This is a genomic window from Streptomyces sp. SJL17-4, assembly GCF_036826855.1.
Taxonomy (GTDB): domain Bacteria; phylum Actinomycetota; class Actinomycetes; order Streptomycetales; family Streptomycetaceae; genus Streptomyces.
In genome coordinates this window covers 6,396,642-6,419,936 of record NZ_CP104578.1, presented here as the reverse complement: position 1 = coordinate 6,419,936, position 23,295 = coordinate 6,396,642, and the positions used below count along the sequence as shown (strand labels likewise).

Genomic DNA, 23,295 nt, shown 5'->3' with positions numbered 1-23,295 from the left:
AGCCGGTGACGTTCTGGAATCATGGGCGTACAGGGGTCCCGCACAAGGGAGTTGGGGGTACGGGTGAGCTCGACGACGGACGCGGCCGAAGAGGCGGGCACCGGCGGGCGGCGGGCGCTGCTCATCGGCGTGGGGAGGACCCCGCACCTGGAACGGGACGAGGTCCTCTCCCGGCGCTTCAAGCCGCTCGACTTCGTCGACCGCGACATCGAGATGGTCCGCACCGCCCTCATCGAGTCCGACTACGAGGTCGAAGCCCTGCACCCCGGTCACGCCGACCTGGAACGGCGGGATCCGAACCCCGGCGCGATCCTGGTGGCCGTGGAGGCCTTCCTCGACTCCTGCAAGGCGGGGGACACGGCCTTCCTCTACTTCTCCTGCCACGGCGTGACCGTCGGCGAGCGCGAGTACCTGCTCTCCTCCGAGGCCCGCGCCCGCGCCAACGGGTCCCTGATCTCGAACACGATCCTGGAAGTCAGTCCCGAGGCCCTCCTCGGGTCCGTGCCCGAAGGCGTCACGGTCGTGGTCTGCCTCGACACCTGCCGTACCGACGACTCGCGCTCGCCCTCCGACTTCCACGAGACGCCGTTGGCGAGTTCCGTCTACCGCGACGTCGCCTGGCTGCACGCGAGCGGACGCGGACAGCCGGCCTATGCCGACCCCCAGAAGGGCAGTTACTTCGGAATCGCCCTCGCCCAGGCACTGTCGCGCACCAGCCCCCCGAAAACCCTCAAGGAGGTCCACTCCTATATCGAGGGACAGGTGGAGCGACTCGCATCCCGCCAGGCGGACCCCTCACCGACTGTCGAGGTCGAGTGCGCGAAAGGCCTCGCAGACCGGCTGGTCCTCTGCGACGGCAGCCGGCAGACCGAGCGCTGGGCCGAAGCGATCACCAGATCCGTCCTCTGGAACCACACCTCGCACGGGGCCGAGACACACAAGCGGGTCCAGGACGAGCTCGCGGACCTGGCGCGCGAGGTCGCGAAGAGCCGCCTCGGCACGGACGCCACCCCCTGGAGCGATCCGGACTACCCGATCCGCGTCGTGAACCGCCTCGGCCGGCTCATCGACGACGCCCAACTCGGCGAGGACGACCTCCTCTCCCCCGCCGAGACCGCGGCGCTGCTCGCCGCTCCCCTGATGCACGAGGGCGTCGTCGCCATCGCGCTGAGCCAGCTGGCGGAACTGCGGCCGGACCGGCTGGACAAGCTGGAGAAGGACGGCCGGGGCAGGAAGCCCGTCGAAGGGCACGAACAGCACGTGTGCGACGAGGCGGCCGACCTCTGCCAGGCCCACTCAGGAGTGCACCGCGCGGCCGAGTCACTGCGGCAGCGGGAGATGATCGACGCCGCCACCGCCGCCGACCACTGGCTTCGCCACCGCTTCATCGCCGACTGGGACCTGCTGTGGGACCGCTCCGACGCCTACCCGTCGGTGAACGGCCTCCTCGACAGGGTGGTGCGGGCCGTCGCGGCGGGCGCCGACGTCATGTCCGACGCGCAGCGCTCCGAGGTGGACAAACACGTGCGCCGGGTTCTGCCCCACATGACGGTCCCTCCGGGCTCCAGCCCGCGCATCAACGCCTCAGCCAACCCCAAGTGGAGCCGCCGGGAACGCCCCGTCCCCGGCAACATGTGGCGTGACGGCGAGCTCGCCTACCTTCTGTGGCTGGCGGCGCTGCTCGCCGTTGATCCGCGCCGCATGTCCAGCGTGCTCGTGGACCACCTGGGCGCCCACAAGCCCCTCACCCCGGCCGCCGTGGTGTCCGCGCTCGCGGATTGCGACTGGGAGGCGGGCACGAAGAACGGGGCAACGAGCTACGCGCTCCGCCTGAACTGCCCGCATCCCGCACTGCACGCCGCGCTGGAGGAACTGGCGGCGACCGCCGACGCCTCCGTGCGGGCTCGTCACCAAGGTTGGCAATCCACCGGGCACACCGCGCCGGACCTGCTCCGGGGCGTTCCCCACAAGGTGACCACCGCGTCGCTGAACCCGGCCGATCAGAGTTACACCACGCCCCTGGAGCGCTTTCGCCTCGCCGAGGACGAGATCCGCCCCCTGCTCATGGGCACCCAGCTGTACGGCGACCGGACGCTCGCCGTGCGGGAGCTGTACCAGAACGCCCTGGACGCGTGCCGGCACCGGCAGCAGCGTGTCACGTACGGCACCAAGCGGAAGGGGTTCAACGGACCCGACCGGCAGCCCGAGATCCACTTCCTCCAGGCGTACGACGGGGACCGTCCGTACATCGAGTGCCGCGACGAGGGCTCCGGCATGAGCCGGGAGAAACTCACCTCCATGTTCGCCCGCGCGGGCAAGCGGTACGCGCAGGACCCCGACTACGTGCAGGAGCGGCGCAACTGGCGGCGGGTCGGTATGCCGCCGATCCCTCTCAACAGCCGTTTCGGCATCGGCGTGTTCAGCTACTTCATGCTCGCCGACGAGGTCACCGTCCACACCGAGGCGACCGACGAGTACGGCTACCCGTCCCGCCCGGCCTCGCCGCTCCGGGCCACCGTCCAGTCGGGCTCCGGTCTGCTCCAGATCGGCCCGACGGACGGCCCACCGGGGCAAGGGGGCACGGTGGTGCGGCTGTACCTGAACCAGGAAGAGGGCGAGGAGGGCCCGCCGTCGGTGGTGGCCACCCTGCGGCGCCTGCTGTGGGTGAGCGAATTCCGGGTGACGGCGCTGGAGCGAGGTCGGGACGGCAATCTGATCGACCAGGAGTTCTGGGAGCCGGGCGTACTGCACGCCCCCTCGGACCGCACCGCGAACTGGCACGGGAAGGCCGCCACGGCGGCGAGCGAGGACAGCTGGATCGTCCAGGGCCCCGGACAGCTGCTGCTCGACGGCATCGTCGTGGAGGACGCTCCCAAGGTCCACGGGTACGTGTTCAACCTCCGGGAGAGACACCGGCCGGAGCCGAGCGTCAACCGGAACTCACTGGTCTTCTACGACACGAAGAAGGTGATGGAGGAGCTGCTCGGCGCGGTCCCGGTCGCGGCGAGGGAACTCGACGAGGTCCTGCTGCCATGGCTGTGGGAGCTCGCGGACGACGAACCGCAGCTCGTCGTCGAGCTCTTCGACCATCTGTCGCCCCTGGTGACCGGCCTCGTGGACTCGGAAGTCGTCGATTTCCAGTTTCCCACCACCCGCCTGCCGCTGCGCCGCACGGGCGTTCTGGGGATGGACTTCAGCCAGCTGCGGCAGTGGACGGGCCACGAGGTGGTGCCACACGACGAGCGGGCCGAGGCCAAGGTCCTCAGAAGGTGGCGTATGACAGCGTTGGGGGCGTCGGCCCCCGGTGAGCCTCCGTTCGCACCCGACCGCTATCCCGTGCCGATCGGCCTGGACGCGCTCCTGACGTCCTCCCGCCTCTTCGACGGCGGGTGGTCGCTGCCCGTGAAGGTCGCTCTGCGCGCGGACATCCCACTGGCCAGGAGCGTCCAGGCCTTGCGGCGGTACGCGATCGCGGGCGCCCGGGTCCCGGCCGCGCGGAGCATCGCGGATCTGCGTGCGGCGGGCACGCCCACCGAAGAGATGGCGGATCTCTGTGAGGCCTACGAAGCCGCGGCGCGGGTGGCTGCACCCAACGAACGCCCAGCCGCTCACGTCCCTCTCCTGGCCGTGGCCGCCCACCATGGCGTGGCTCCGTCCCGCCTCCTGGACGATCTGAACGAGCTCCTGCGCCTCGGCTTCGAGATCCCGGATCCGGATGCCCTGGCCTCCGTCGATCTGACGGTCAAATTCGTGGAGGCCGAGGCCGAGTTCCTCCGCGCGTCCCCCGGTTCCTGGAACGAGGGCCGACGGCGCGACGTACATCCCATCGATCTGCTGATGTACGCGCAGCTGCCCGAACAGCGGCGACGGCTCGCCGAGCGGATCACCGCCCTGAGGCCGCTGGGCCTCCGCCACACCGAAGCCGTGCGCGAGGAGACTCTCAACCATCCCGCACTCACCGCCTTCGAGCAGAGGCTGATGTCGCGCGACATCGACGGCAGGTACCCATGGCTCCCTGCCGGACGTCTGACCATGGCGCAGCTCATGGAGCGCAGTCTCAGCCTGAGTCAGCCGCTCGGCGAGGTGGCCCGGAAGGTCGCCCACATCGCGTCGGCCACCGGTGTGTCCGCTCCGGAGGTGCCCGAGGAGTGCCAGGAATGGATCCCGGCAGGGTGGACAGTGCAGGCAGCCGACAACTCGCCTCGCACGGAGCCCGGAACCCGGGCCACGCACCCCAGTTGGCGCCTGCTCCTCCAGGCATACCAATCCCCCCGCCGCCCCTCCCTGGAGGAACTGCGCCGGGAGCTCGTCCTCCTGGACGCGTGCGGGTGCCTGGCAGATCCCGTCGACACACTGGTGGACCAGTTCAAGCAGCTGCCGCCCGCCCTCGTCAGCCTGCTGGAATTCGGGCTCAGCAGATGGTCGCAGGACGTGGACCAACGAGGGTTCGACGCCTGCGACCTCGGCGTCCCCCTCTTCCTGAAGTTCGCGGCCGCCGACCGCACCACCCTGGGTGACGCGGTTGCCGAAGTAGCGCTGGCCAGGCTGGACGGACCCCTGCTTCCGCTCCGGCTCCCGGACGTCCCGGAGGAGGCCCGCTCCCTGACACCCGTGTACGCCGAGGTGGTCCACCTGCTCCACACCACCGAGCACGTGCAGTCCTTCCGGGAGTGCCTGGAGGTCCAGGACCTCCTCTCACTCGCCATGACCCGCCGCGGCGGCACCCTGCGCCACGCCGCCGACATCCTCGGCACCTACCGCTGCCTCGGCGGTCCCCCGGTCCCCGGCACGATCACCGACGCCCTCGCGGGCTTGGAGCCGAACGACTTCGACCTCGCCGCGTTCGATGCCAGCCTGCTCGGCCCCGGAGTTCTCGGCGCACTCGAACTCGTCCTCGTGGCAGGCCGGTTCGGCTGGACGCTCGGGAAGACGTACGACCGGTACGCACCCTTCACGAGCCTCGGCCTCAAGGTCATCACGCCCGAACCGCAGGACGAAGAACGGGAGATCGTGCCCGGCTGGCGTGATGTCATCGTCCTCACCGAGCAGTTGACCGGCCGTGCACCCGCCGTGACGGGAACCGTCACCGACGAGCACGTCGTTCTCTGTGCCGAGGAGACGGAGCAGTCCGAGGACGACGTCCGTGACATCCTCCGCCGCTACGCCCGACTGTTCTCGCTCGTCGTTCCCGCCCCCGGAGGACCGCAGTCATGAGCTCCACCACCACCTGGAACCGCCGGCCCTTCCCGCTCACCCAGCCCCTCACCACCTTCCTCTGGGAGGTCCGGAGCGACGGCGACGGCGTTCAGGCCGTCGGCGAGTGCCCCCAGTGCCAGTGCGTGACCACGAGGGTCATCACGGGGGTCCAGTTCGTCGCCAAGGGCCCCTCCAAGCCCCTGAGGAACCTCGTGGCCTCCGGTGAGCCGAGGTACGCCATGTGCGAGTGCACGACCTGGCACCTGGACCGGCCCGACGGGGTCCCGGACGGCTGCGGAGCCTCGTTCTACATCGCCCTTCCCCCAGGGGGACTCTCCCTGTGAGTGACTTCACCGAGGACGAGCTGTGGAAGGCAGGCCTGCGGGTACGGGCGATGGCGGCCCCACCCGAGCAACTGCGGGCGGCGCTCCAGCAGGCCGAGGGCTACCGGAACTTCCTCACCACACTCACCGGGCTGCTCACCGTGATCTTCGTGCTCAAGGGGCAGGAGAACCTGAGCAAGATGACCACCGGCCCGAGGTGGTGGGTGATCGGCCTGCTCGCCGGAGGGTTCCTGCTCCTCCTCGCGGCCTCCTGGATGCTGGTCACGGCCGTGCACGAGCGGCCGGGCCAGAAAGTGCTCACCGACGCGAAGTACCTGCTGACGTACGAGAAGAAACGGGCCAAGTCCGTCGTCCGCACGACCGGCATCGCCCGCTGGATGGGCCTCGTCGGCGTCCTCGCCGTCTCGGCCGCCTCCCTGATCACCTGGATCTTCCCGGGCCCGGTCGGCTGAGGACCGGGGGAGCCGAGCTGACCAGCCCCGCCCACATCCGGACGCGCATCGGCGCCCTCCCAGTCGTCCGGTCGGGGACATTCGGGGGGCGCCGCGCTCAGTTCCGTACGTCGTTGTACGGGACGTTTGTGGGGTGATCCGGTCGGATCAGACCATCAGCGAACGGTCCGTCGGGCGGATCGGGGCTGGCAGGGAGCTGGCGCCGGTCAGGTAGCGGTCCACGCCACGGGCGGCCGAGCGGCCCTCGGCGATGGCCCACACGATGAGGGACTGGCCGCGACCCGCGTCGCCGGCGACGTACACGCCATCGACATTGGTGGCGAAGTCCGCGTCTCGGGCGATGTTACCCCGCTCGTCGAGGTCCAGACCAAACTGGGCGACCAGACCGTTCTCCACGTCCGTGCCGGTGAAGCCCATCGCGAGCGTGACCAGCTGGGCGGGGATCCTGCGCTCCGTGCCCGGCTTCTGGGTCAGCTTGCCCTCGACGAACTCGACCTCGACGAGGTGGAGGAACTGGACGTTGCCGTCCTCGTCGCCCTCGAAGTGGGTGGTGGAGACGGAGTAGACCCGCTCGCCGCCCTCCTCGTGCGCGGAGGTGACCTTGTACAGCATGGGGAAGGTCGGCCAGGGCTGACCCGGGTTCCGCTCCTCGCCCGGTCGGGGCATGATCTCCAGCTGCGTGACCGAGGCCGCGCCCTGGCGGTGGGCCGTACCGACGCAGTCGGCGCCGGTGTCGCCGCCGCCGATGACGACGACGTGCTTGCCCTCGGCGGTGATCGGCGGGGCGACGAAGTCACCCTCGACGACCTTGTTCGCCAGCGGCAGGTACTCCATCGCCTGGTGGATGCCTGCCAGCTCGCGGCCCGGGACGGGCAGGTCACGGGCGGTGGTGGCGCCGGCGGCGATGACGACCGCGTCGTACCGGTTGCGGAGCGCCGTCGCCGGCATGTCGCGGCCGATCTCGACGCCCGTGCGGAACTTGGTGCCTTCCGCGCGCATCTGCTCGATGCGGCGGTTGATGTGGCGCTTCTCCATCTTGAACTCGGGGATGCCGTACCGGAGGAGTCCACCGATGCGGTCCGCGCGCTCGTAGACGGCGACGGTGTGGCCGGCCCGGGTCAGCTGCTGGGCGGCGGCGAGACCCGCCGGGCCCGAGCCGATGACGGCGACGGTCTTGCCGGAGAGGCGGTCGGGCGCCTGCGGCTTGACGTCGTTGGCGTCCCACGCCTTGTCGATGATGGAGACTTCGACGTTCTTGATGGTGACGGCCGGCTGGTTGATGCCGAGCACGCACGCCGACTCGCACGGAGCCGGGCACAGGCGGCCGGTGAACTCCGGGAAGTTGTTGGTGGCGTGCAGGCGCTCCTGCGCCGCCGACCAGTCCTCGCGGTAGGCGTAGTCGTTCCACTCGGGGATCAGGTTCCCGAGGGGACAGCCGTTGTGGCAGAACGGGATGCCGCAGTCCATGCAGCGGCCGGCCTGCTTGCTGATGATCGGCAGCAGGGAGCCGGGGACGTAGACCTCGTTCCAGTCCCTGACGCGCTCGCCCACGGGGCGGGTCTTGGCGACCTCGCGACCGGTGGTCAGGAAGCCCTTGGGGTCAGCCATGGGTCGCCGCCTCCATCATCTTCTCGGTGGTCTCGGCCTCGGAGAGACCGGCGAGCTCAGCGGCGTCCTTGGCGGCGAGCACTGCCTTGTACGTGGTGGGGATGATCTTGCTGAACCGGTCCGCGTTCACGGCCCAGTCGGCAAGGAGCTTCTCGGCGACCGTGGAGCCGGTCTCCTCGTGGTGGCGGCGCACGACGTCGTGCAGCCATGCCTTGTCGGTGTCCGACAGGGCCTCGATCGCGCCCAGGTTGCCGGAGTTGACGTTGTCCCGGTCGAGGTCGACGACGTAGGCGACACCGCCCGACATGCCGGCCGCGAAGTTGCGTCCGGTCTCGCCGAGGACGACCGCCGTACCGCCGGTCATGTACTCGCAGCCGTGGTCGCCCACGCCCTCCGAGACGACCAGGGCGCCGGAGTTGCGGACGCAGAAGCGCTCGCCGGTGCAGCCGCGGAGGAACAGTTCGCCGCCGGTCGCGCCGTACCCGATCGTGTTGCCCGCGATCGTGGAGTACTCGGCGAGGTGGTCGGCGCCCCGGTCGGGGCGGACGATCACGCGGCCGCCGGAGAGGCCCTTGCCGACGTAGTCGTTGGCGTCGCCCTCCAGGCGGAGGGTGACACCGCTCGGCAGGAAGGCGCCGAACGACTGGCCGGCGGAGCCGGTGAAGGTGATGTCGATGGTGTCGGCCGGGAGGCCGGCGCCACCGAACCGCTTCGTCACCTGGTGGCCGAGCATGGTGCCGACCGTGCGGTTGATGTTGCGGATGGCGACCTGGGCGCGGACCGGCTGGGCCTCCTCGGCGGAGGCGGCGTTCAGGGCCTCGGCGGCGAGCTGGATCAGCTCGTTGTCGAGGGCCTTCTCCAGACCGTGGTCCTGCTCGATCAGGGCGTGGCGGACCGCGCCCTCGGGCAGCTCCGGCACGTAGAAGAGCGGCTCCAGGTCGAGACCCTGCGCCTTCCAGTGGGTGACGGCGCGGCTGGTGTCGAGCAGCTCGGCGTGGCCGACGGCCTCTTCGATGCTGCGGAAGCCCAGCTCGGCGAGGAGCTCGCGGACCTCCTCGGCGATGAACTCGAAGAAGTTGACGACGTACTCGGCCTTGCCGGAGAACCGGTCGCGGAGGGCCGGGTTCTGGGTGGCGATGCCGACCGGGCAGGTGTCCAGGTGGCAGACGCGCATCATGACGCAGCCGGAGACGACGAGCGGCGCGGTCGCGAAACCGAACTCCTCGGCGCCGAGCAGGGCGGCGATGACGACGTCGCGGCCGGTCTTGAGCTGGCCGTCGGTCTGGACGACGATGCGGTCGCGCAGGCCGTTGAGGAGGAGGGTCTGCTGGGTCTCGGCGAGGCCGAGCTCCCAGGGGCCGCCCGCGTGCTTCAGCGAGGTGAGCGGGGAGGCGCCCGTTCCGCCGTCGTGGCCGGAGATGAGGACGACGTCCGCGTGGGCCTTGGAGACACCGGCGGCGACCGTGCCGACGCCGACCTCGGAGACCAGCTTCACGTGGATGCGGGCGACCGGGTTGGCGTTCTTGAGGTCGTGGATCAGCTGAGCCAGGTCCTCGATGGAGTAGATGTCGTGGTGCGGCGGCGGCGAGATGAGGCCGACGCCGGGCGTCGAGTGACGCGTCTTGGCGACCCACGGGTAGACCTTGTGGCCGGGCAGCTGGCCGCCCTCGCCGGGCTTGGCGCCCTGGGCCATCTTGATCTGGATGTCGTCGGCGTTGACCAGGTACTCGCTGGTGACGCCGAAGCGGCCGGAGGCGACCTGCTTGATCGCGGAGCGGCGCGCCGGGTCGTAGAGGCGGTCCGGGTCCTCGCCGCCCTCACCGGTGTTGGACTTGGCGCCCAGCTGGTTCATGGCGATGGCGAGGGTCTCGTGCGCCTCGCGGGAGATGGAGCCGTACGACATGGCGCCGGTGGAGAAGCGCTTGACGATCTCGGAGACCGGCTCGACCTCGTCGATCGGGATCGCTTCCCGGCCCGAGGAGAAGCCGAAGAGGCCGCGGAGCGTCATGAGGCGCTCGGACTGCTCGTTCACCCGGTCCGTGTACTGCTTGAAGATGTCGTACCGCTTGTTGCGCGTGGCGTGCTGCAGGCGGAAGACGGTCTCCGGGTCGAACAGGTGCGGCTCGCCCTCGCGGCGCCACTGGTACTCGCCGCCGATGTCCAGGAGGCGGTGCGCCGAGGGGACGCCGGAGACGGGGTACGCCTTGGCGTGGCGGGCGGCGACCTCCTTGGCGACGACGTCGAGACCGGCGCCGCCGATCTTGGTGGCCGTGCCGTTGAAGTACGTGGCGACGAAGGTCTCGTCGAGGCCGACGGCCTCGAAGACCTGGGCGCCGCGGTAGGAGGCGACGGTGGAGATGCCCATCTTGGACATGACCTTGAGGACGCCCTTGCCGAGGGCGTAGATCAGGTTCCGGATGGCCTGCTCGGGCTCCAGGCCCTCGATGAAGGTGCCGGCGCGGACCAGGTCCTCGACGGACTCCATGGCGAGGTACGGGTTGACCGCCGCGGCGCCGTAGCCGATGAGCAGGGCGACGTGGTGGACCTCGCGGACGTCACCGGCCTCGACGAGCAGACCCACCTTGGTGCGCTGCTTGGTGCGGATGAGGTGGTGGTGGACGGCCGCGGTGAGCAGCAGCGAGGGGATCGGCGCGTGCTCGGCGTCGGAGTGCCGGTCGGAGAGCACGATGAGGCGGGCGCCGCCCTCGATGGCGGTGTCGGCCTCGGCACAGATGGCGTCGAGGCGCGCGGCGAGGGCCTCGCCGCCGCCGGAGACCCGGTAGAGGCCGGAGAGGGTCGCGGCCTTCATGCCGGGCATGTCGCCGTCGGCGTTGATGTGGATGAGCTTGGCCAGCTCATCGTTGTCGATCACCGGGAAGGGCAGAGTGACGCTGCGGCACGACGAGGAGGTGGGCTCCAGCAGGTTGCTGCCGGGGCCGAGCGAGGAGCGCAGCGAGGTCACGAGCTCTTCGCGGATGGCGTCCAGCGGCGGGTTGGTGACCTGCGCGAACAGCTGGGTGAAGTAGTCGAAGAGCAGCCGCGGGCGGGCGGACAGGGCCGCGATCGGCGAGTCGGTGCCCATGGAGCCGAGGGGCTCGCCGGCGGTGCGGGCCATCGGGGCGAGGATGACGCGGAGCTCTTCCTCGGTGTAGCCGAAGGTCTGCTGGCGGCGGGTGACCGAGGCGTGGGTGTGCACGATGTGCTCGCGCTCGGGGAGGTCGGAGAGCTCGATCTCGCCGGTCTCCAGCCACTCCGCGTACGGCTTCTCGGCGGCGAGGGCGGCCTTGATCTCGTCGTCCTCGACGATGCGGTGCTCGGCGGTGTCGACGAGGAACATCTTGCCGGGCTGGAGGCGGCCCTTGCGGACGACCTTGGCGGGGTCGATGTCGAGGACGCCGACCTCGGAGGAGAGGACGACGAGGCCCTCGTCGGTGACCCAGTAGCGGCCGGGGCGCAGTCCGTTGCGGTCGAGGACCGCGCCGACCTGGACGCCGTCGGTGAAGGTGACGCAGGCCGGGCCGTCCCAGGGCTCCATCATCGTGGAGTGGTACTGGTAGAAGGCGCGGCGGGCCGGGTCCATGGTCTCGTGGTTCTCCCACGCCTCCGGGACCATCATCAGGACGGCGTGCGGGAGCGAGCGGCCGCCGAGGTGGAGCAGCTCCAGGACCTCGTCGAAGGAGGCCGAGTCGGAGGCGTCCGGGGTGCAGATCGGGAAGATCCGGTCCAGCGAGCCCTCGCCGAAGACGGTGGAGTCGAGCTGGGCCTCGCGGGCGGTCATCCAGTTCCGGTTGCCCTTGACGGTGTTGATCTCACCGTTGTGGGCGACGAAGCGGTACGGGTGGGCCAGCGGCCAGCTCGGGAAGGTGTTGGTGGAGAACCGGGAGTGGACCAGGGCCACGGCGGTGGCGCAGCGGCGGTCCGACAGGTCCGGGAAGAAGGGCTCGAGCTGGCCGGTGGTCAGCATGCCCTTGTAGACGATGGTGCGGGCGGAGAGCGACGGGAAGTACGTCGCCGCCTCGCGCTCGGCGCGCTTGCGCAGGACGAAGGCCTTGCGGTCGAGTGCGATGCCGGTGGCGTCGCCGGCCACGTCCGCGACGAAGAGCTGGCGGAAGACCGGCATGGTGGAGCGGGCGGAGGCGCCGAGCAGTTCGGGGGCGACGGGGACCTCACGCCAGCCGAGGACGTTCAGGCCCTCGTCGGCGGCGATCGCCTCGATCTTCGCGGCGGTCTCGTCGGTGCCGTCCTCGGGGAGGAAGGCGATGCCGACGGCGTACGCGCCGGTCTCGGGGAGCTCGAATCCGGCGACCTCGCGGAGGAAGGCGTCCGGGACCTGGAGCAGGATGCCGGCGCCGTCACCGGAGTCGGGCTCGGAGCCGGTGGCGCCTCGGTGTTCGAGGTTGCGCAGTACGGTCAGCGCCTGCTCGACCAGCGCGTGGCTGGCTACACCGGTGAGGGTGGCCACGAACCCGACACCACAGGCGTCGTGTTCGTTACGGGGGTCGTACATCCCCTGCGGAGCAGGGCGACCGTCCATGGGCGACCAGGCGTCGGAACGCATCGGCTCTCCCGTCGTCGTCGTGGCTGGGGGCACCTCCCAGACCACGTCTGGGGGAGCTGCTGCCGAGGGACGACGTTGGCCCTCCGCGAAATTTCGTGCAGGTTACATGATGGCTGGCTTCTCGCGAAGTGGATAGCGCATTCCAGCATGCGGACACCACCGATACGGAGCGGTGGTGTGGGTTCACCTGTGGTTTGCGAGGTCAGAGGCCTGCCTCGCGGGGACGGATCGAGGTGATCCGGAGGATCTCCGGGTCGTCGGCGACCCGTCACTGTGTGGGCTTCATTGCCCAGCGACGCTCAGGCCTCATTCCCGTTGGTCACGGGTTCGAAACCGCCGAGTAACCGGCTACATATGTGGCGTCCTGCATAGTGTCTCATCGCTGTGGCGGATCGGGCCAGGGATATACGTCACAGCCGATACGGGGCTTACATCCCGAAATGCCACCCTGCCCTCACACAGATGACGGCAGTACCCGGACCAGGGCATCGCGCAGGCGGGTGTGTTCGGTGGTCATGAACAGGTGCAGGGACCGGGACCCGAGGGCGACCCGCTGCGCGGCGCGGCGGCGTTCCGCGTCGTAGACGCGCAGCGCGGAGGGCAGACCGGTGGCGGAGGGCAGACCGGCCGCGGCGTGCTCGGCCACGGCCCGGGTCAGGGCCTCCGCGTCGAGGATCGCCGTGCAGGCACCCTGGCCCAGATTGGGCGTCATCGCGTGCGCGGCGTCACCGACGAGCGCGACGTTCCCGCCGTGGACGAAGGCGGGGAGCGCGGGGAACAGATGCCGCATCTCGTAGCGGATCCAGGTGGCCGGGTCGGTCCGGTCGAGGATCCGCGGGACGGGATCGTGCCAGCCTTCGAAATGCGCGCGCAGCTCGTCGGCGGTGGTGGCCTCGGGCACCGTGGCGTACCAGTTGGTGCGGCCCGCTTCGACCGGGGTCATACCGAAGAACCGGCCCCTGCCCCAGGTCTCGCCGTAGAGACCGCTCTCGAAGTCGGCGATGCCGATCCAGGCCACCGTCCCGGCGCGGCGCGGGCCGCTGCGGTCGCCGAAGCACGCGGTACGGACGGCGCTGTGGATTCCGTCCGCGCCGACCACCAGGTCGCAGCCGCCCGTGAGGGCGCTCACGTCGGAGACGCGTTCCCCGAACGTGAGCGGTACGCCGAGGGCGGCCAGCTCGGCGAGCAGGGTGTCGATCAGAAAGGGCCGGGAGATCAGCAGTTCGGGCCGACCGGCCTTCCGCTCGATGCGTTCCAGTGGAAGGCTCGCCAGGACCTTTCCCCGCGGGGTGCGGATCCGGGCGTTCCGGTAGGGCACGGCCCGAGCGTGGAAGGCCTCGCCCACTCCGAGTCGTTCGAGGGCGCCCTGTGCGGTGGGGTGGATGCCGAAGGCCGTGCCGTACCGCTCCAGCTCGGTCCTGCGCTCCAGGACCGAGACCGCCCAACCGGCACGGCGCAGTCCGATCGCCGTGGCCAGCCCGGCCACCCCCGCCCCCACGACGACCGCCGTCCTGGTCGCGAACGGCGCGCTCATGACGCGGTCCGGCTCAGTAGCTCGCGGACCAGCGCCTGCCCCCACCACTCCTCGATGCGGGCGGGCGGCCAGCCGCGTTCGGTGGTGAGCGTGGTGTAGACGTCGATGTTGCAGATGGCCGCGTAGATGTCGACGGCGGACCGCAGATCCAGGCCGCTCCGGAGAGCGCCGGCCGGCCAGGACGAGAAGACCTGCACCCGGGTCTCGTCGCCCCGTTCCCGGCCGTCTCGGTAGGCCGCCGCGAGCTCGGGTTCGCTGCGGCCCGCCTCGCGGATCAGCAGGATGACGTCGCCCGCACGCTCGAACAACCGCCGGTCGTAGGCGGCCATGGCCATGAGCTGGCGCTCGGGGTCCGCCGCCGCGGCCTCCAGCTCCGCGAGCATCCGTGGCGCGTCGGCCGACAGGTCGGCCGAATCGGCCACGGCCCGGGTCAGCCCGGTCTTGTTCCCGTACGCCGCGTAGACCGTGGGCACGGAGACTCCCGCCTCGCGCGCCACCTCGCGCACGGTCGTGTCCGCCCAGCCCCGGGAGTCGAAGAGCCGACGGGCGGCGCGGGCGATCTCGGCCCGGGTCTCCAGCGCCTGAGTCGCCCGACGCAGCGAGTCGTACCGGCGTCGGCCCTGTTCTGCGCTCATCCCTTGCCCTCTCCAGGTTTACGGTGCCTATATTGAATATATGACACGTCAACTCACGTTGGCCAGCACCCACTTCACCCGGATCGGCGGTATCGCCGCCGTGGGCTTCGCCGTCGCGATCACCCTGAGCAACGTGATCATGGTGCCCGCGGGCCTGCCCACCACCGGCGCGGAGATCGGCGAGGTCACCGAGTTCTTCAGCACGCAAGGCGTCGCCGTGGGCATCGGATCCGCGCTCACTCCCGCCGCATGGATCCTCGCCACCCTGTTCGGCGCCGGTGCGCTCGTCGCGTCGCGGCGCGCCGAGCGTGACCTCGGCGAGGCGTGGTCACTGCTCGGACTCGTCGGCCTCGCCCTGCAGAACGTCACCTTCGCCGGGGTCGTCGCGACCCGCCTCGCTCTCACCTCCACAGCCCCGCACGACTCCTCCGCGACAGCGGGACTCTGGGCGTTGCACGACGCGGTGTTCACCCTGAACGGAACCTTTCTGGCCCTGGCCCTCGTCGGCCTGTCCGTCGGTGGCCTGCGCACCGGACTGATCCGGCCGTGGCACGGCACTTTGGGGCTGCTCGCAGCCGCCTTGCAGTTCGCTTCGGCCACCCTCGCGCACTGGGTCATCGACCACGGCGGAGCCCTCGGCCTCATCGGGCTCGCCGGCTGGCTGGTGTGGGTGGTCTGGATCGTCGCGTACGGCATCACCCTGATCCGGCAGAAGCCAGGCGCCCCGGCCCGAGGGCCCGCCCAAGGGCAAACGGCGTAGCCACCACCTCCCAAAAGGCCCCGGAAACGCCAGGAGGCCCCGTCGCGGGGGCCTCCTGATGCGCTTCCGGTGGGTACGGGGCTACAGCGCGGCCCCGAGGAGCATGCCGAGCCCGTACGTGACGGCCGCGGCGGCACCGCCGAGGACGAGCTGGCGCATCCCGCTGAAGAGCCAGCCACGGGCGGTCACCCGGGCCACGAGCGCGCCGCAGGCGAAGAGCCCGACGAGCGCGAGCAGCACGGCCGGCCAGAGCGCGGTCGCTCCGAGCAGGTACGGCAGTACGGGGAGGAGCGCGCCGAGCGCGAAGGAGCCGAAGGACGAGACCGCGGCGACCGTCGGCGACGGCAGGTCGTCCGGGTCGATGCCGAGCTCCTCGCGGGCATGGATCTCCAGGGCCTGCTCGGGGTCCTTCGACAGCTGCATCGCGACCTCACGGGCCAGCGGGGGCTCGACGCCCCGCGAGACGTAGAGGGCGGCGAGCTCCTCCATCTCGTCGATGGGGTGCTTGCGCAACTGGCGGCGCTCGACGTCCAGTTCCGCCTGGACGAGTTCGCGCTGCGAGGCGACGGAGGTGTATTCGCCGGCCGCCATGGAGAAGGCACCGGCCGCGAGTCCGGCGAGACCGGTGATGACGACGGTCTGGGTGGAGACCGCGCCGCCGGCGACACCGGTCATCAGGGCGAGGTTGGAGACGAGTCCGTCCATCGCGCCGAACACCGCCGGACGCAGCCAACCGCCGTTCACGTCACGGTGCGTGTGGTTGTCGCGGTGGGCCTCGTGCAGTGGTGCCTGAGCTTCGATGATGGACATGGCTCTCCCCTCGTTCCGGCGGGCCGGGTTGCTCCCGCCGCCCCCACACCCTCGAAAATACGCGCGATGTAAGGGGCGCGCCAGCAAGGCAGGCCGTACTTACTAAGGCGTGCCTTGCTGCGTGAACCGGGTTCTGGCGAGGTGTCAGGCGGGTGACAGAGACGTTTCTGCGGCGAGTTCGCGGCCCTTCGTGGCACAGATCCAGGCATCGGGGCGCCGTCGATGCGCCCCCACCGAGGAAGGGGCCACGGACATGGTGACCACCACGGCATGCGATACGCGCGAACGGGCGAGAGGGGCGCTTCTCGGCCTCGCCGTCGGCGACGCGCTCGGCGCGCCCGCCGAGAACATGCGCCCCTCCGAGATCCGCCGCCGCTGGGGACGGATCGAGGGCTTCGTGACGGACAGCCCGGCGGGCACGGACGACACCGAGTACGCCATCTTCTCGGCGCTGCTCCTCGCCCGGCACGGCTCGGCCCTCACCGTCCACCACGTCGAACGGGCCTGGCACCACTGGATCGCCGACCTCGACGAAGGCCCGTTCCGCGGCGCGGGCTTCTCGGAGCGCGGCACCCTGGAGAACCTCCGCCGGGGCCTCGCCGCCCCGATCTCCGCGCAGCACCGGCACGCCTGGAGCGACGGTCTCGCCATGCGGGCGGCGCCGTTCGGGGTGTTCGCGGCGGGCCGCCCGGCGGAGGCGGCCCGGCTGGTCGCGATCGACGGCAGCGTCAGCCACGACGGCGAGGGCATCTACGGAGGCCAGGCGGTCGCGGCGGGGGTCGCGGCGGCGATGACGGGAGCGGGGGTCACCTCGGTGATCGCGGCGGCCCTCTCGGCCGTCCCGATGGACTCGTGGACGGCGCGGTCGCTGCGCCGCGCGGTGGTCGCCGCCCAGCGCGTCCAGCCGGACCCGCTGACCCGCGAGCGCCAGGTCCGCTCGGCCGTCGTCATCGGCGGCTACCCATGGACGGACCTGGCGCCGGAGGCGGTGGGCCTGGCGTTCGGCGCGTTCGCGGCGGCCCGGGGGGACTTCCGTACGGCGGTCCTCACGGCCGTCAACATGGGCCGCGACGCCGACACCACGGCGGCGGTCGCGGGCGCGCTGGCGGGCGCGGCCGGCGGACTGCGGTCGATCCCCGAGGAGTGGGCCTCGGCCATCACCCCGGTCACGGGCAGCTGCCTCCCCTCGATGCGCGGCTACCACGTCCTGGACGTAGCGGACCTCCTGACCCCGGAGGAGGACTCCTGATGAGCGCAGACCTGACAGCCACGACAACTGCGTCCGACCGCCCCGCCGCTGTGGGCGACGCCCCCACCGCCGCTGTGGGCAATCGTTCCGCAGGGCGGTGGGGGCACCCCCAGACGGAGTCTGGGGGAGGGTGGGCACAGCACCCGTTGCCGGACACCGGCGCCCTGCTCGGTACCCACCTGGACCTGGCGCTGCCCCCACTGCCGGGCACCGCCACACTCGCCCCCGCCCCACCGCACGCCACAGGCTCATGGGGCGGCGCCCACCAGGCCCAACACCCCGAGGCCCCCCGCAGGCCCGACCGCGACGCAGTCGAAGGCCTCCTCCTCGGCCTCGCCGCAGGCGACGCCGCCGGATGGCCCGCCGCCCGGCACCGCGCCGCCCGCATGCCCGAGTGGACCCGCCGTCTCACCCGCGAGCTCGACACCTTCGCCGAGCAGAACGCCACGACCACCCTCCCCGTCCCCATCGCCCTCAACCAACCCCCCGAGCCCCTCCGCCTCGGCCCGTCCGACGACGCCGAATGGGCGGTCTTCACCGCGGAGGCGATCCTCACCGCCTCGGGCCCGCTCTTCACCGGCCTCTCCCAGGAGCGTCGGCTCCGCGCCGCCGTCGACCTCGCCTGGAACGCCCTCGCCGGACAGGTCGCCGCGGCAGCCGAACGCGCTCCCGAGGTCGAGTCCGCCGTACTCCCGCTCCGTGCCCGGATCTCCGTCCGCGCGGGCCTCGGCAACCTCGCGACCGGCCTCCGCCCGCCGGCCACCGGCCACGACAACCCGCACTTCTTCGACGACGCGGCCTGCGTCCGCGCCGTCGTGCTGGCTGTCGTCCACCCCGGCGACCCCCGCGCGGCCGCCGAACTCGCCGAGTTCGACGCCCGGTACACCCAGGACGGCGACGGCGTCCACGGCGCCCGTGCGATGGCGGCGGCCGTCGCGGCGGCCCTCGGCGGGGCGACGGTCGACGAGGCCGTCGAGGCGGCGCTCGCCGAACTGCCGCCCGTCACCGAGATCGGACGCAACGCCCGGTACGCGGTGAAGCTGGCCCAGACCGCCGGTTCGGCCTTCGAGCTGGTCCCGCTCCTGGAGCACCAGATCGTGGACCACGTCTACAGCTACGGCATCGCCGCCGCCGAGACCGTCCCGGTGGCGCTCGCCCTCGCCACCGCCGCACGGGGCGAGACGGCGGCCTCGGTCCCGGCCGCCGTCTGCCTCTCCCGGGTCGCCGACTCCGCGCCCGCGCTGGCCGGCGCGCTCACCGGGGCGCTGGGCGGGGGCCGTTCGGTGCCGGCGACCTGGCGCGAGGCGTGCCGGACACTGGCGGGCTGCGCGCTGCCCCGGCTCGCGGGAACGGATCTGGTCGAACTCGCCGGGCTGCTCGCAGCCACGGAACCGCCCGCCCCGGGTGGACAATCCAGACATGACACCCACAACACCCCCGGTCGTGACACCCCCACTGGATGACCGGATCACCGGCAGTCTCCTCGGGGCCGCCGTCGGCGACGCGCTCGGCGGCCCCGTCGAGGGCTACACCCCCGAGCAGATCGTGGAGCGCCACGGCGGCCGCGTCACCGGGATCGTCGGCCCGTGGAACGGCGACGCGTGGCGCACCGCCCGCCCCATCGCCCCGTACCACAAGGGCGACGGGCACGTCACCGACGACACCTTGATGACCCATGCGCTGATCCGGGTGTACGAGCAGGTCCGCGGCCACCTCGACGCGTACGCGGTCGCGGACCGTCTCGTCCCCGAGCTGATGGGCTCCCCCGTCTGGATCCCGGAGCTGGAGGCGGAGGCACTTCCGCTCCAGCGGATCTTCCTGGCGGAGAAGTGGCTGGTGACGCGTCTCCACTACGGGCATGTGGACCCGCGCGAGGCCGGCAACGGCAACATCGTCAACTGCGGCGCCGCGATGTACATGGCGCCGGTCGGACTCGTCAACGCGGCCCATCCGGAGGCCGCGTACGCCGAGGCCCTCGACATCGCGGGCGCGCACCAGTCCTCGTACGGCCGCGAGGCGGCGGGCGTGTTCGCGGCTGCGGTGGCGGCGGCGTGCGTGCCGGGCGCCACACCGGCATCGGTGGTCGACACGGCCCTGGCGCTGGCGAAGGACGGGACGCGGGCGGCGATCGAGTCGGTGGCGGAAGTGGCCGCACGGCACCGGGACTTCGAGTCGGCGCTGACCCCGCTCCGCAAGGCGGTGGCCCCCTTCGACTCGGTGGGCCCCGACTACCGCTCCCCCTCCCTCGGCGCCCGGCGCCCCTCCCGCCTCCACGCGATCGAGGAACTCCCGATCGCCCTCGGCATGCTCCTCGTCGGGGAGGGCGACTACCGCCGTACGGTCCTGGGCTCCGTCAACTACGGCCGTGACTGCGACTCGATCGCCACGATGGCGGGCGCGATCGTGGGCGCGCTGCACGGGGAGCGGGCGGTGCCGGCGGAGTGGGCGAAGCAGGTGGCGGAGGCGAGCCGCCTGGACCTCCACGCCCCGGCGAGGGCCCTCACGGAGGTGACCCACGCGATCTTCACCCAGGACAGGGACCGCCGCCGGGCCCATGAGCAGGCGTTCGCGACCCTGACGGGCGCGGCCGCCCGATGAACCTCCGCCTGACCTGGATCCAACCGGAGGACCTCCTGGGCCACGAACTCCGCCAGGCGGCGGAGGATGGCCGCGACGCGCGCGCCGTCGCGGCCCGCTGGGCGGCGGCGGGCGGCCCGCCCGCCCCGGAGACGGCCGGCGCTTCCGAGGTACCCCGCCCGGACCTCCGCCCCCTGGCGACGGAACTCCTGGACACCCTGACGACCCTCCCGACCCCCCTGTCCGCGCGGGAGCCGACCGGCCTCGCCGACATCCGAGCCCTGACGACGCCCCGCACCGTCCCTCCCCCAGACCCTGGAGGAGCAGGGGCATGCGACGCCCTCCGCGACCGCCTCCACGCCGCCTGGCTCGGCCGCGCCGCCGGCTGCCTCCTCGGCAAGCCCGTCGAGAAGCTCCCCCTGGCCGCCCTCCGCGACCTCGCCCGCGCCACCGGCAACTGGCCCCTCTCCTCCTGGTTCACCGCCCGCGGCGTCCCGCCCGAACTGCTCGCCGCCCACCCCTGGAACCGGCGCTCCGCTCCCACCTCCCTCGCCGAGAACATCGACGGGATGCCCGAGGACGACGACCTCAACTACCCCCTCCTCAACCTGCTGCTCCTCCAGCGCCACGGCCGCGGCTTCACCACCGCCGACGTCGCCCGTCTCTGGCTCGACGAACTGCCCGCCGGCCGCACCTTCACGGCCGAGCGCGTCGCCTACCGCAATCTCCTCGACGGCATCGAACCCCCGCTGACCGCCGTCCACCGCAACCCGTTCCGCGAGTGGATCGGCGCCCAGATCCGGGCCGACGTCCACGGCTGGACCCATCCGGGCGACCCGGCCGCCGCCGCCGAACAGGCGTACCGGGACGCCACCCTCACCCACACCGCGAACGGCGTCTACGGCGCCATGTTCGTCGCCGCCACCCTCGCCGCCGCCGCGACCGGCACCGCCGACGTCCACCGGTCGCTCGCCGAGGGCCTCGCCGTGATCCCTCCGCGTTCCCGCCTCGCGCAGGCGGTCCGCCGGGGTGTCGGACTCGCTCGTGACACCCCCGACTTCGACACCGTCGTCGACCGCCTGCACACCGAACTCGGCGGGTACCACTGGGTGCATGCCGTGCCCAATGCCGCCCTGCTCGCCGCCGCCCTCACCCACGCCGACGGCGACTTCACCCGTTCCATCTGCGCGGCGGTCTCCGGCGGCTGGGACACCGACTCCAACGGCGCCACCGCCGGTTCGGTCGCCGGACTGCTCGCCGGGCACCCCGACCGGCTGCCGGACCGCTGGACCTCCCCCCTCAAGAACCGTCTCGCGACCTCCGTCCCGTCCTTCGACGGCATCGGCTTCGACACCCTGGCCGAACTGACCCACCTGGAGGCAGTACGCCCATGACCAGCATCGTCGTACTCGGCAGCACCAACATGGACCTCGTCGCCTACGTCCCGAGGGCCCCGGCCCTCGGCGAAACCGTCACCGGCCGCTCCTTCCGTACGATCCCCGGCGGCAAGGGCGCCAACCAGGCCGTCGCCGCCGCCCGCGCCGGCGGCGAGGTGTCGATGATCGGCGCGGTCGGCGCCGACGACTTCGGCACCCGGCTCCGGGCCACCCTCGAACACTGCTCGGTGGACACCGATCTCCTGCGCACCGCCGAGGGCGCCTCCGGCACCGCGCACATCGTCGTCGACGACGAGGGCGGCAACGCGATCGTCGTCGTCCCCGGCGCGAACGGCACCGTCACCTCCCTCGACCATGGCGACGAGGCCCTCATCGGTACCGCCGACGCCTTGCTCCTCCAGCTCGAACTCCCCCTCTCCGTCGTCGTGGAGGGCGCCGCGACCGCCCGCCGTCTCGGCGTCCGTACCGTCCTCACGCCCGCTCCCGCCCAGCCGCTCCCTCCCGAACTGCTCGCCAGCATCGACCTGTTGGTGCCCAACGAGCACGAGGCCGCCGCGCTCACCGGCCTGACCGACCCCCGCGAGGCCGCCCTCGCCCTGCTCAAGGACGTCCCCGAGGTCGTCGTCACCCTGGGAGCGGCCGGGAGTCTGTACGCGGTCCGGGGCGCCGATCCGGTGACGGTGCCCGCGCCCCGCGTCCGGGCCGTGGACACCACCGCCGCCGGTGACACCTTCGTCGGCGCACTGGTCGTCGCCCTCGGCGAGGGCCGCCCCGCCCCCGAGGCGCTCGCCTGGGCGGGGACCGCCGCCGCGCTCTCCGTCCAGCGCGAGGGCGCGTCGACGTCGATGCCGTACCGCGCCGAGATCGAGGCCGCCTTCGGCTCCCCGGGCGAGGCCGAGGACACGGACGAGAAGGAGACCGACCCCGTATGACCCCCACGCCGCGCACTCCCACCGCACCCACCGCCGCCCCCGGACCCCGAGCGCCTCAAGCGCCCCTCCACGGCCTGCGCGTCCTGGATCTCGCGACCCTCTTCGCCGGCCCGCTCGCCGCGACGATGCTCGGCGACTTCGGCGCCGACGTCGTCAAGGTCGAGCACCCCCGCAAGCCCGACCCGTCCCGCGGCCACGGCCCCGCCAAGGACGGGATCGGTCTCTGGTGGAAGGTCCTCGGCCGCAACAAGCGGGCGATCACCCTCGATCTGTCGTCCCCCGGCGGCCGTGACACCCTGCTCGCGCTCGCCGCCGACGCCGACGTGATCGTGGAGAACTTCCGCCCCGGCACCCTGGAACGCTGGGGTCTGGGCTGGGAGGAGCTCTCCACCGTCAACCCGCGTCTGGTCCTCGCCCGGGTCACCGGCTTCGGCCAGTTCGGCCCGTACGCCCACCGTCCCGGCTTCGGCACTCTCGCCGAGGCGATGAGCGGCTTCGCCGCCATCACCGGCGAGCCCGACGGCCCGCCCACCCTGCCCCCCTTCGGCCTGGCCGACTCGATCGCCGCCCTCGCCACGGCGTACGCGGTGATGACCGCGCTCACCGCCAGGACCACGACCGGGCGCGGCCAGGTCGTCGACATGGCGATCATCGAACCGATGCTCTCCGTCATCGGGCCCCACCCCCTCTGGTACGACCAACTCGGCTACGTGCAGCCCCGCACGGGCAACCGCTCCCGCAACAACGCCCCCCGCAACACCTATCGGACCTCCGACGGTTCCTGGGTCGCCGTCTCCACCTCCGCCCAGTCGATCGCCGAACGCGTCATGGTCCTGGTCGGCCGACCCGAACTGATCGACGAGCCGTGGTTCGCCGACGGCACGGGACGGGCCGAGAACGCGGACGTCCTGGACGAGGCGGTCGGCTCGTGGATCGCCCGCCACACCCGGGACGAGGCGATGGCCGCGTTCGAGAAGGCGGAGGCGGCGATCGCCCCGGTCTACGACATCCGGGACGTCGTCACCGATCCCCAGTACCAGGCGCTCGGCACCGTCACCGAGGTGCAGGACCCCGAACTCGGCCCGATCAAGATGCAGAACGTCCTCTTCCGCCTCTCCGAGACGCCCGGAGGCATCCGCTGGTCCGGCCGCCCCCACGGCGCCGACACCACCGCCGTCCTCTCCGAGCTCGGCCTCACCCCCGCCGAGATCGACCGCCTTCGCGACCAGGGAGCGGTATGAGC

15 protein-coding genes are annotated in these 23,295 nt (G+C 71.8%); 10 read left to right on the top strand and 5 right to left on the bottom strand.

The annotated features are described in order from the left end of the window. Positions 1–63 precede the first annotated feature (63 nt). From N5875_RS28820 to N5875_RS28810, 3 genes are read left to right on the top strand one after another with little or no spacing between them, the layout of a single operon-like run. Entirely contained in the window at positions 64–5,214 is a 5,151-nt protein-coding gene (locus N5875_RS28820) for a caspase family protein (protein ID WP_338497071.1), read from the top strand. Then, entirely contained in the window at positions 5,211–5,540 is a 330-nt protein-coding gene (locus tag N5875_RS28815) for a hypothetical protein (protein ID WP_338497068.1), read from the top strand. Before N5875_RS28820 ends, N5875_RS28815 begins: the two co-directional genes overlap by 4 nt. Continuing rightward, the gene (locus N5875_RS28810; RefSeq protein WP_318207266.1) at positions 5,537–5,992 is read left to right on the top strand and encodes a hypothetical protein; all 456 of its coding nucleotides are present in this window, start codon (positions 5,537–5,539) and stop codon (positions 5,990–5,992) included. Before N5875_RS28815 ends, N5875_RS28810 begins: the two co-directional genes overlap by 4 nt. Before the next feature lie 147 nt (positions 5,993–6,139). Here N5875_RS28810 and N5875_RS28805 read toward each other — a convergent pair whose 3' ends face one another. The 4 genes from N5875_RS28805 to N5875_RS28790 all read right to left on the bottom strand — a co-directional run bounded on the left by N5875_RS28805 (position 6,140) and on the right by N5875_RS28790 (position 14,327). After that, complete coding sequence (locus N5875_RS28805; RefSeq protein WP_318207267.1) at positions 6,140–7,600, bottom strand: glutamate synthase subunit beta; 1,461 nt, start codon at positions 7,598–7,600, stop codon at positions 6,140–6,142. After that, the gene (gene gltB / locus N5875_RS28800; RefSeq protein WP_338497065.1) at positions 7,593–12,158 is read right to left on the bottom strand and encodes a glutamate synthase large subunit; all 4,566 of its coding nucleotides are present in this window, start codon (positions 12,156–12,158) and stop codon (positions 7,593–7,595) included. The genes N5875_RS28805 and gltB overlap by 8 nt, the downstream gene beginning before the upstream one ends. Positions 12,159–12,612: 454 nt before the next feature. Continuing rightward, positions 12,613–13,692 (bottom strand): NAD(P)/FAD-dependent oxidoreductase, encoded by a 1,080-nt coding sequence (locus N5875_RS28795; RefSeq protein ID WP_338497063.1) that lies wholly within the window; start codon positions 13,690–13,692, stop codon positions 12,613–12,615. Further along, the gene (locus N5875_RS28790) at positions 13,689–14,327 is read right to left on the bottom strand and encodes a helix-turn-helix domain-containing protein (protein WP_338497061.1); all 639 of its coding nucleotides are present in this window, start codon (positions 14,325–14,327) and stop codon (positions 13,689–13,691) included. The genes N5875_RS28795 and N5875_RS28790 overlap by 4 nt, the downstream gene beginning before the upstream one ends. Positions 14,328–14,367: 40 nt before the next feature. Between N5875_RS28790 and N5875_RS28785 the strand changes: the two genes are divergently transcribed. Continuing rightward, the gene (locus N5875_RS28785) at positions 14,368–15,087 is read left to right on the top strand and encodes a 2-oxoglutarate/malate transporter (protein WP_338497059.1); all 720 of its coding nucleotides are present in this window, start codon (positions 14,368–14,370) and stop codon (positions 15,085–15,087) included. 81 nt (positions 15,088–15,168) lie between these two features. Here N5875_RS28785 and N5875_RS28780 read toward each other — a convergent pair whose 3' ends face one another. Then, positions 15,169–15,897 carry a VIT1/CCC1 transporter family protein gene (locus N5875_RS28780; protein WP_318207272.1) on the bottom strand — a complete coding sequence of 243 codons (729 nt, stop codon included), beginning with the start codon at positions 15,895–15,897 and terminating at the stop codon, positions 15,169–15,171. A gap of 253 nt (positions 15,898–16,150) precedes the next feature. Between N5875_RS28780 and N5875_RS28775 the strand changes: the two genes are divergently transcribed. From N5875_RS28775 to N5875_RS28750, 6 genes are read left to right on the top strand one after another with little or no spacing between them, the layout of a single operon-like run. Continuing rightward, positions 16,151–17,146 (top strand): ADP-ribosylglycohydrolase family protein, encoded by a 996-nt coding sequence (locus tag N5875_RS28775; protein ID WP_318207273.1) that lies wholly within the window; start codon positions 16,151–16,153, stop codon positions 17,144–17,146. Beyond that, positions 17,146–18,609 carry an ADP-ribosylglycohydrolase family protein gene (locus N5875_RS28770; RefSeq protein ID WP_338497055.1) on the top strand — a complete coding sequence of 488 codons (1,464 nt, stop codon included), beginning with the start codon at positions 17,146–17,148 and terminating at the stop codon, positions 18,607–18,609. The genes N5875_RS28775 and N5875_RS28770 overlap by 1 nt, the downstream gene beginning before the upstream one ends. After that, the gene (locus N5875_RS28765) at positions 18,566–19,744 is read left to right on the top strand and encodes an ADP-ribosylglycohydrolase family protein (RefSeq protein WP_318207275.1); all 1,179 of its coding nucleotides are present in this window, start codon (positions 18,566–18,568) and stop codon (positions 19,742–19,744) included. Before N5875_RS28770 ends, N5875_RS28765 begins: the two co-directional genes overlap by 44 nt. Further along, positions 19,741–21,117, top strand: coding sequence for an ADP-ribosylglycohydrolase family protein (locus N5875_RS28760; RefSeq protein ID WP_318207276.1), 1,377 nt, complete (start codon positions 19,741–19,743; stop codon positions 21,115–21,117). Before N5875_RS28765 ends, N5875_RS28760 begins: the two co-directional genes overlap by 4 nt. Continuing rightward, a complete protein-coding gene (rbsK, locus tag N5875_RS28755; RefSeq protein WP_338497052.1) occupies positions 21,114–22,052 on the top strand; it encodes a ribokinase in 939 nt (312 codons plus the stop codon). The genes N5875_RS28760 and rbsK overlap by 4 nt, the downstream gene beginning before the upstream one ends. Further along, positions 22,049–23,293: a CoA transferase gene (locus N5875_RS28750; RefSeq protein ID WP_338497050.1), complete on the top strand. Its 1,245-nt coding sequence runs from the start codon at positions 22,049–22,051 to the stop codon at positions 23,291–23,293. The genes rbsK and N5875_RS28750 overlap by 4 nt, the downstream gene beginning before the upstream one ends. Positions 23,294–23,295: the final 2 nt, after the last annotated feature.

Excerpts from the sequence above, each read along its gene's own strand:
- N5875_RS28785 (WP_338497059.1), top strand. The coding sequence starts at position 14,368 with ATGACACGTCAACTCACGTTGGCCAGCACCCACTTCACCCGGATCGGC.
- rbsK (WP_338497052.1), top strand. The coding sequence starts at position 21,114 with ATGACCAGCATCGTCGTACTCGGCAGCACCAACATGGACCTCGTCGCC.
- N5875_RS28760 (WP_318207276.1), top strand. The coding sequence starts at position 19,741 with ATGAACCTCCGCCTGACCTGGATCCAACCGGAGGACCTCCTGGGCCAC.
- gltB (WP_338497065.1), bottom strand. The coding sequence starts at position 12,158 with ATGCGTTCCGACGCCTGGTCGCCCATGGACGGTCGCCCTGCTCCGCAG.
- N5875_RS28765 (WP_318207275.1), top strand. The coding sequence starts at position 18,566 with ATGACACCCACAACACCCCCGGTCGTGACACCCCCACTGGATGACCGG.
- N5875_RS28775 (WP_318207273.1), top strand. The coding sequence starts at position 16,151 with ATGGTGACCACCACGGCATGCGATACGCGCGAACGGGCGAGAGGGGCG.
- N5875_RS28750 (WP_338497050.1), top strand. The coding sequence starts at position 22,049 with ATGACCCCCACGCCGCGCACTCCCACCGCACCCACCGCCGCCCCCGGA.
- N5875_RS28770 (WP_338497055.1), top strand. The coding sequence starts at position 17,146 with ATGAGCGCAGACCTGACAGCCACGACAACTGCGTCCGACCGCCCCGCC.
- N5875_RS28780 (WP_318207272.1), bottom strand. The coding sequence starts at position 15,897 with ATGTCCATCATCGAAGCTCAGGCACCACTGCACGAGGCCCACCGCGAC.
- N5875_RS28790 (WP_338497061.1), bottom strand. The coding sequence starts at position 14,327 with ATGAGCGCAGAACAGGGCCGACGCCGGTACGACTCGCTGCGTCGGGCG.
- N5875_RS28805 (WP_318207267.1), bottom strand. The coding sequence starts at position 7,600 with ATGGCTGACCCCAAGGGCTTCCTGACCACCGGTCGCGAGGTCGCCAAG.
- N5875_RS28795 (WP_338497063.1), bottom strand. The coding sequence starts at position 13,692 with ATGAGCGCGCCGTTCGCGACCAGGACGGCGGTCGTCGTGGGGGCGGGG.
- N5875_RS28815 (WP_338497068.1), top strand. The coding sequence starts at position 5,211 with ATGAGCTCCACCACCACCTGGAACCGCCGGCCCTTCCCGCTCACCCAG.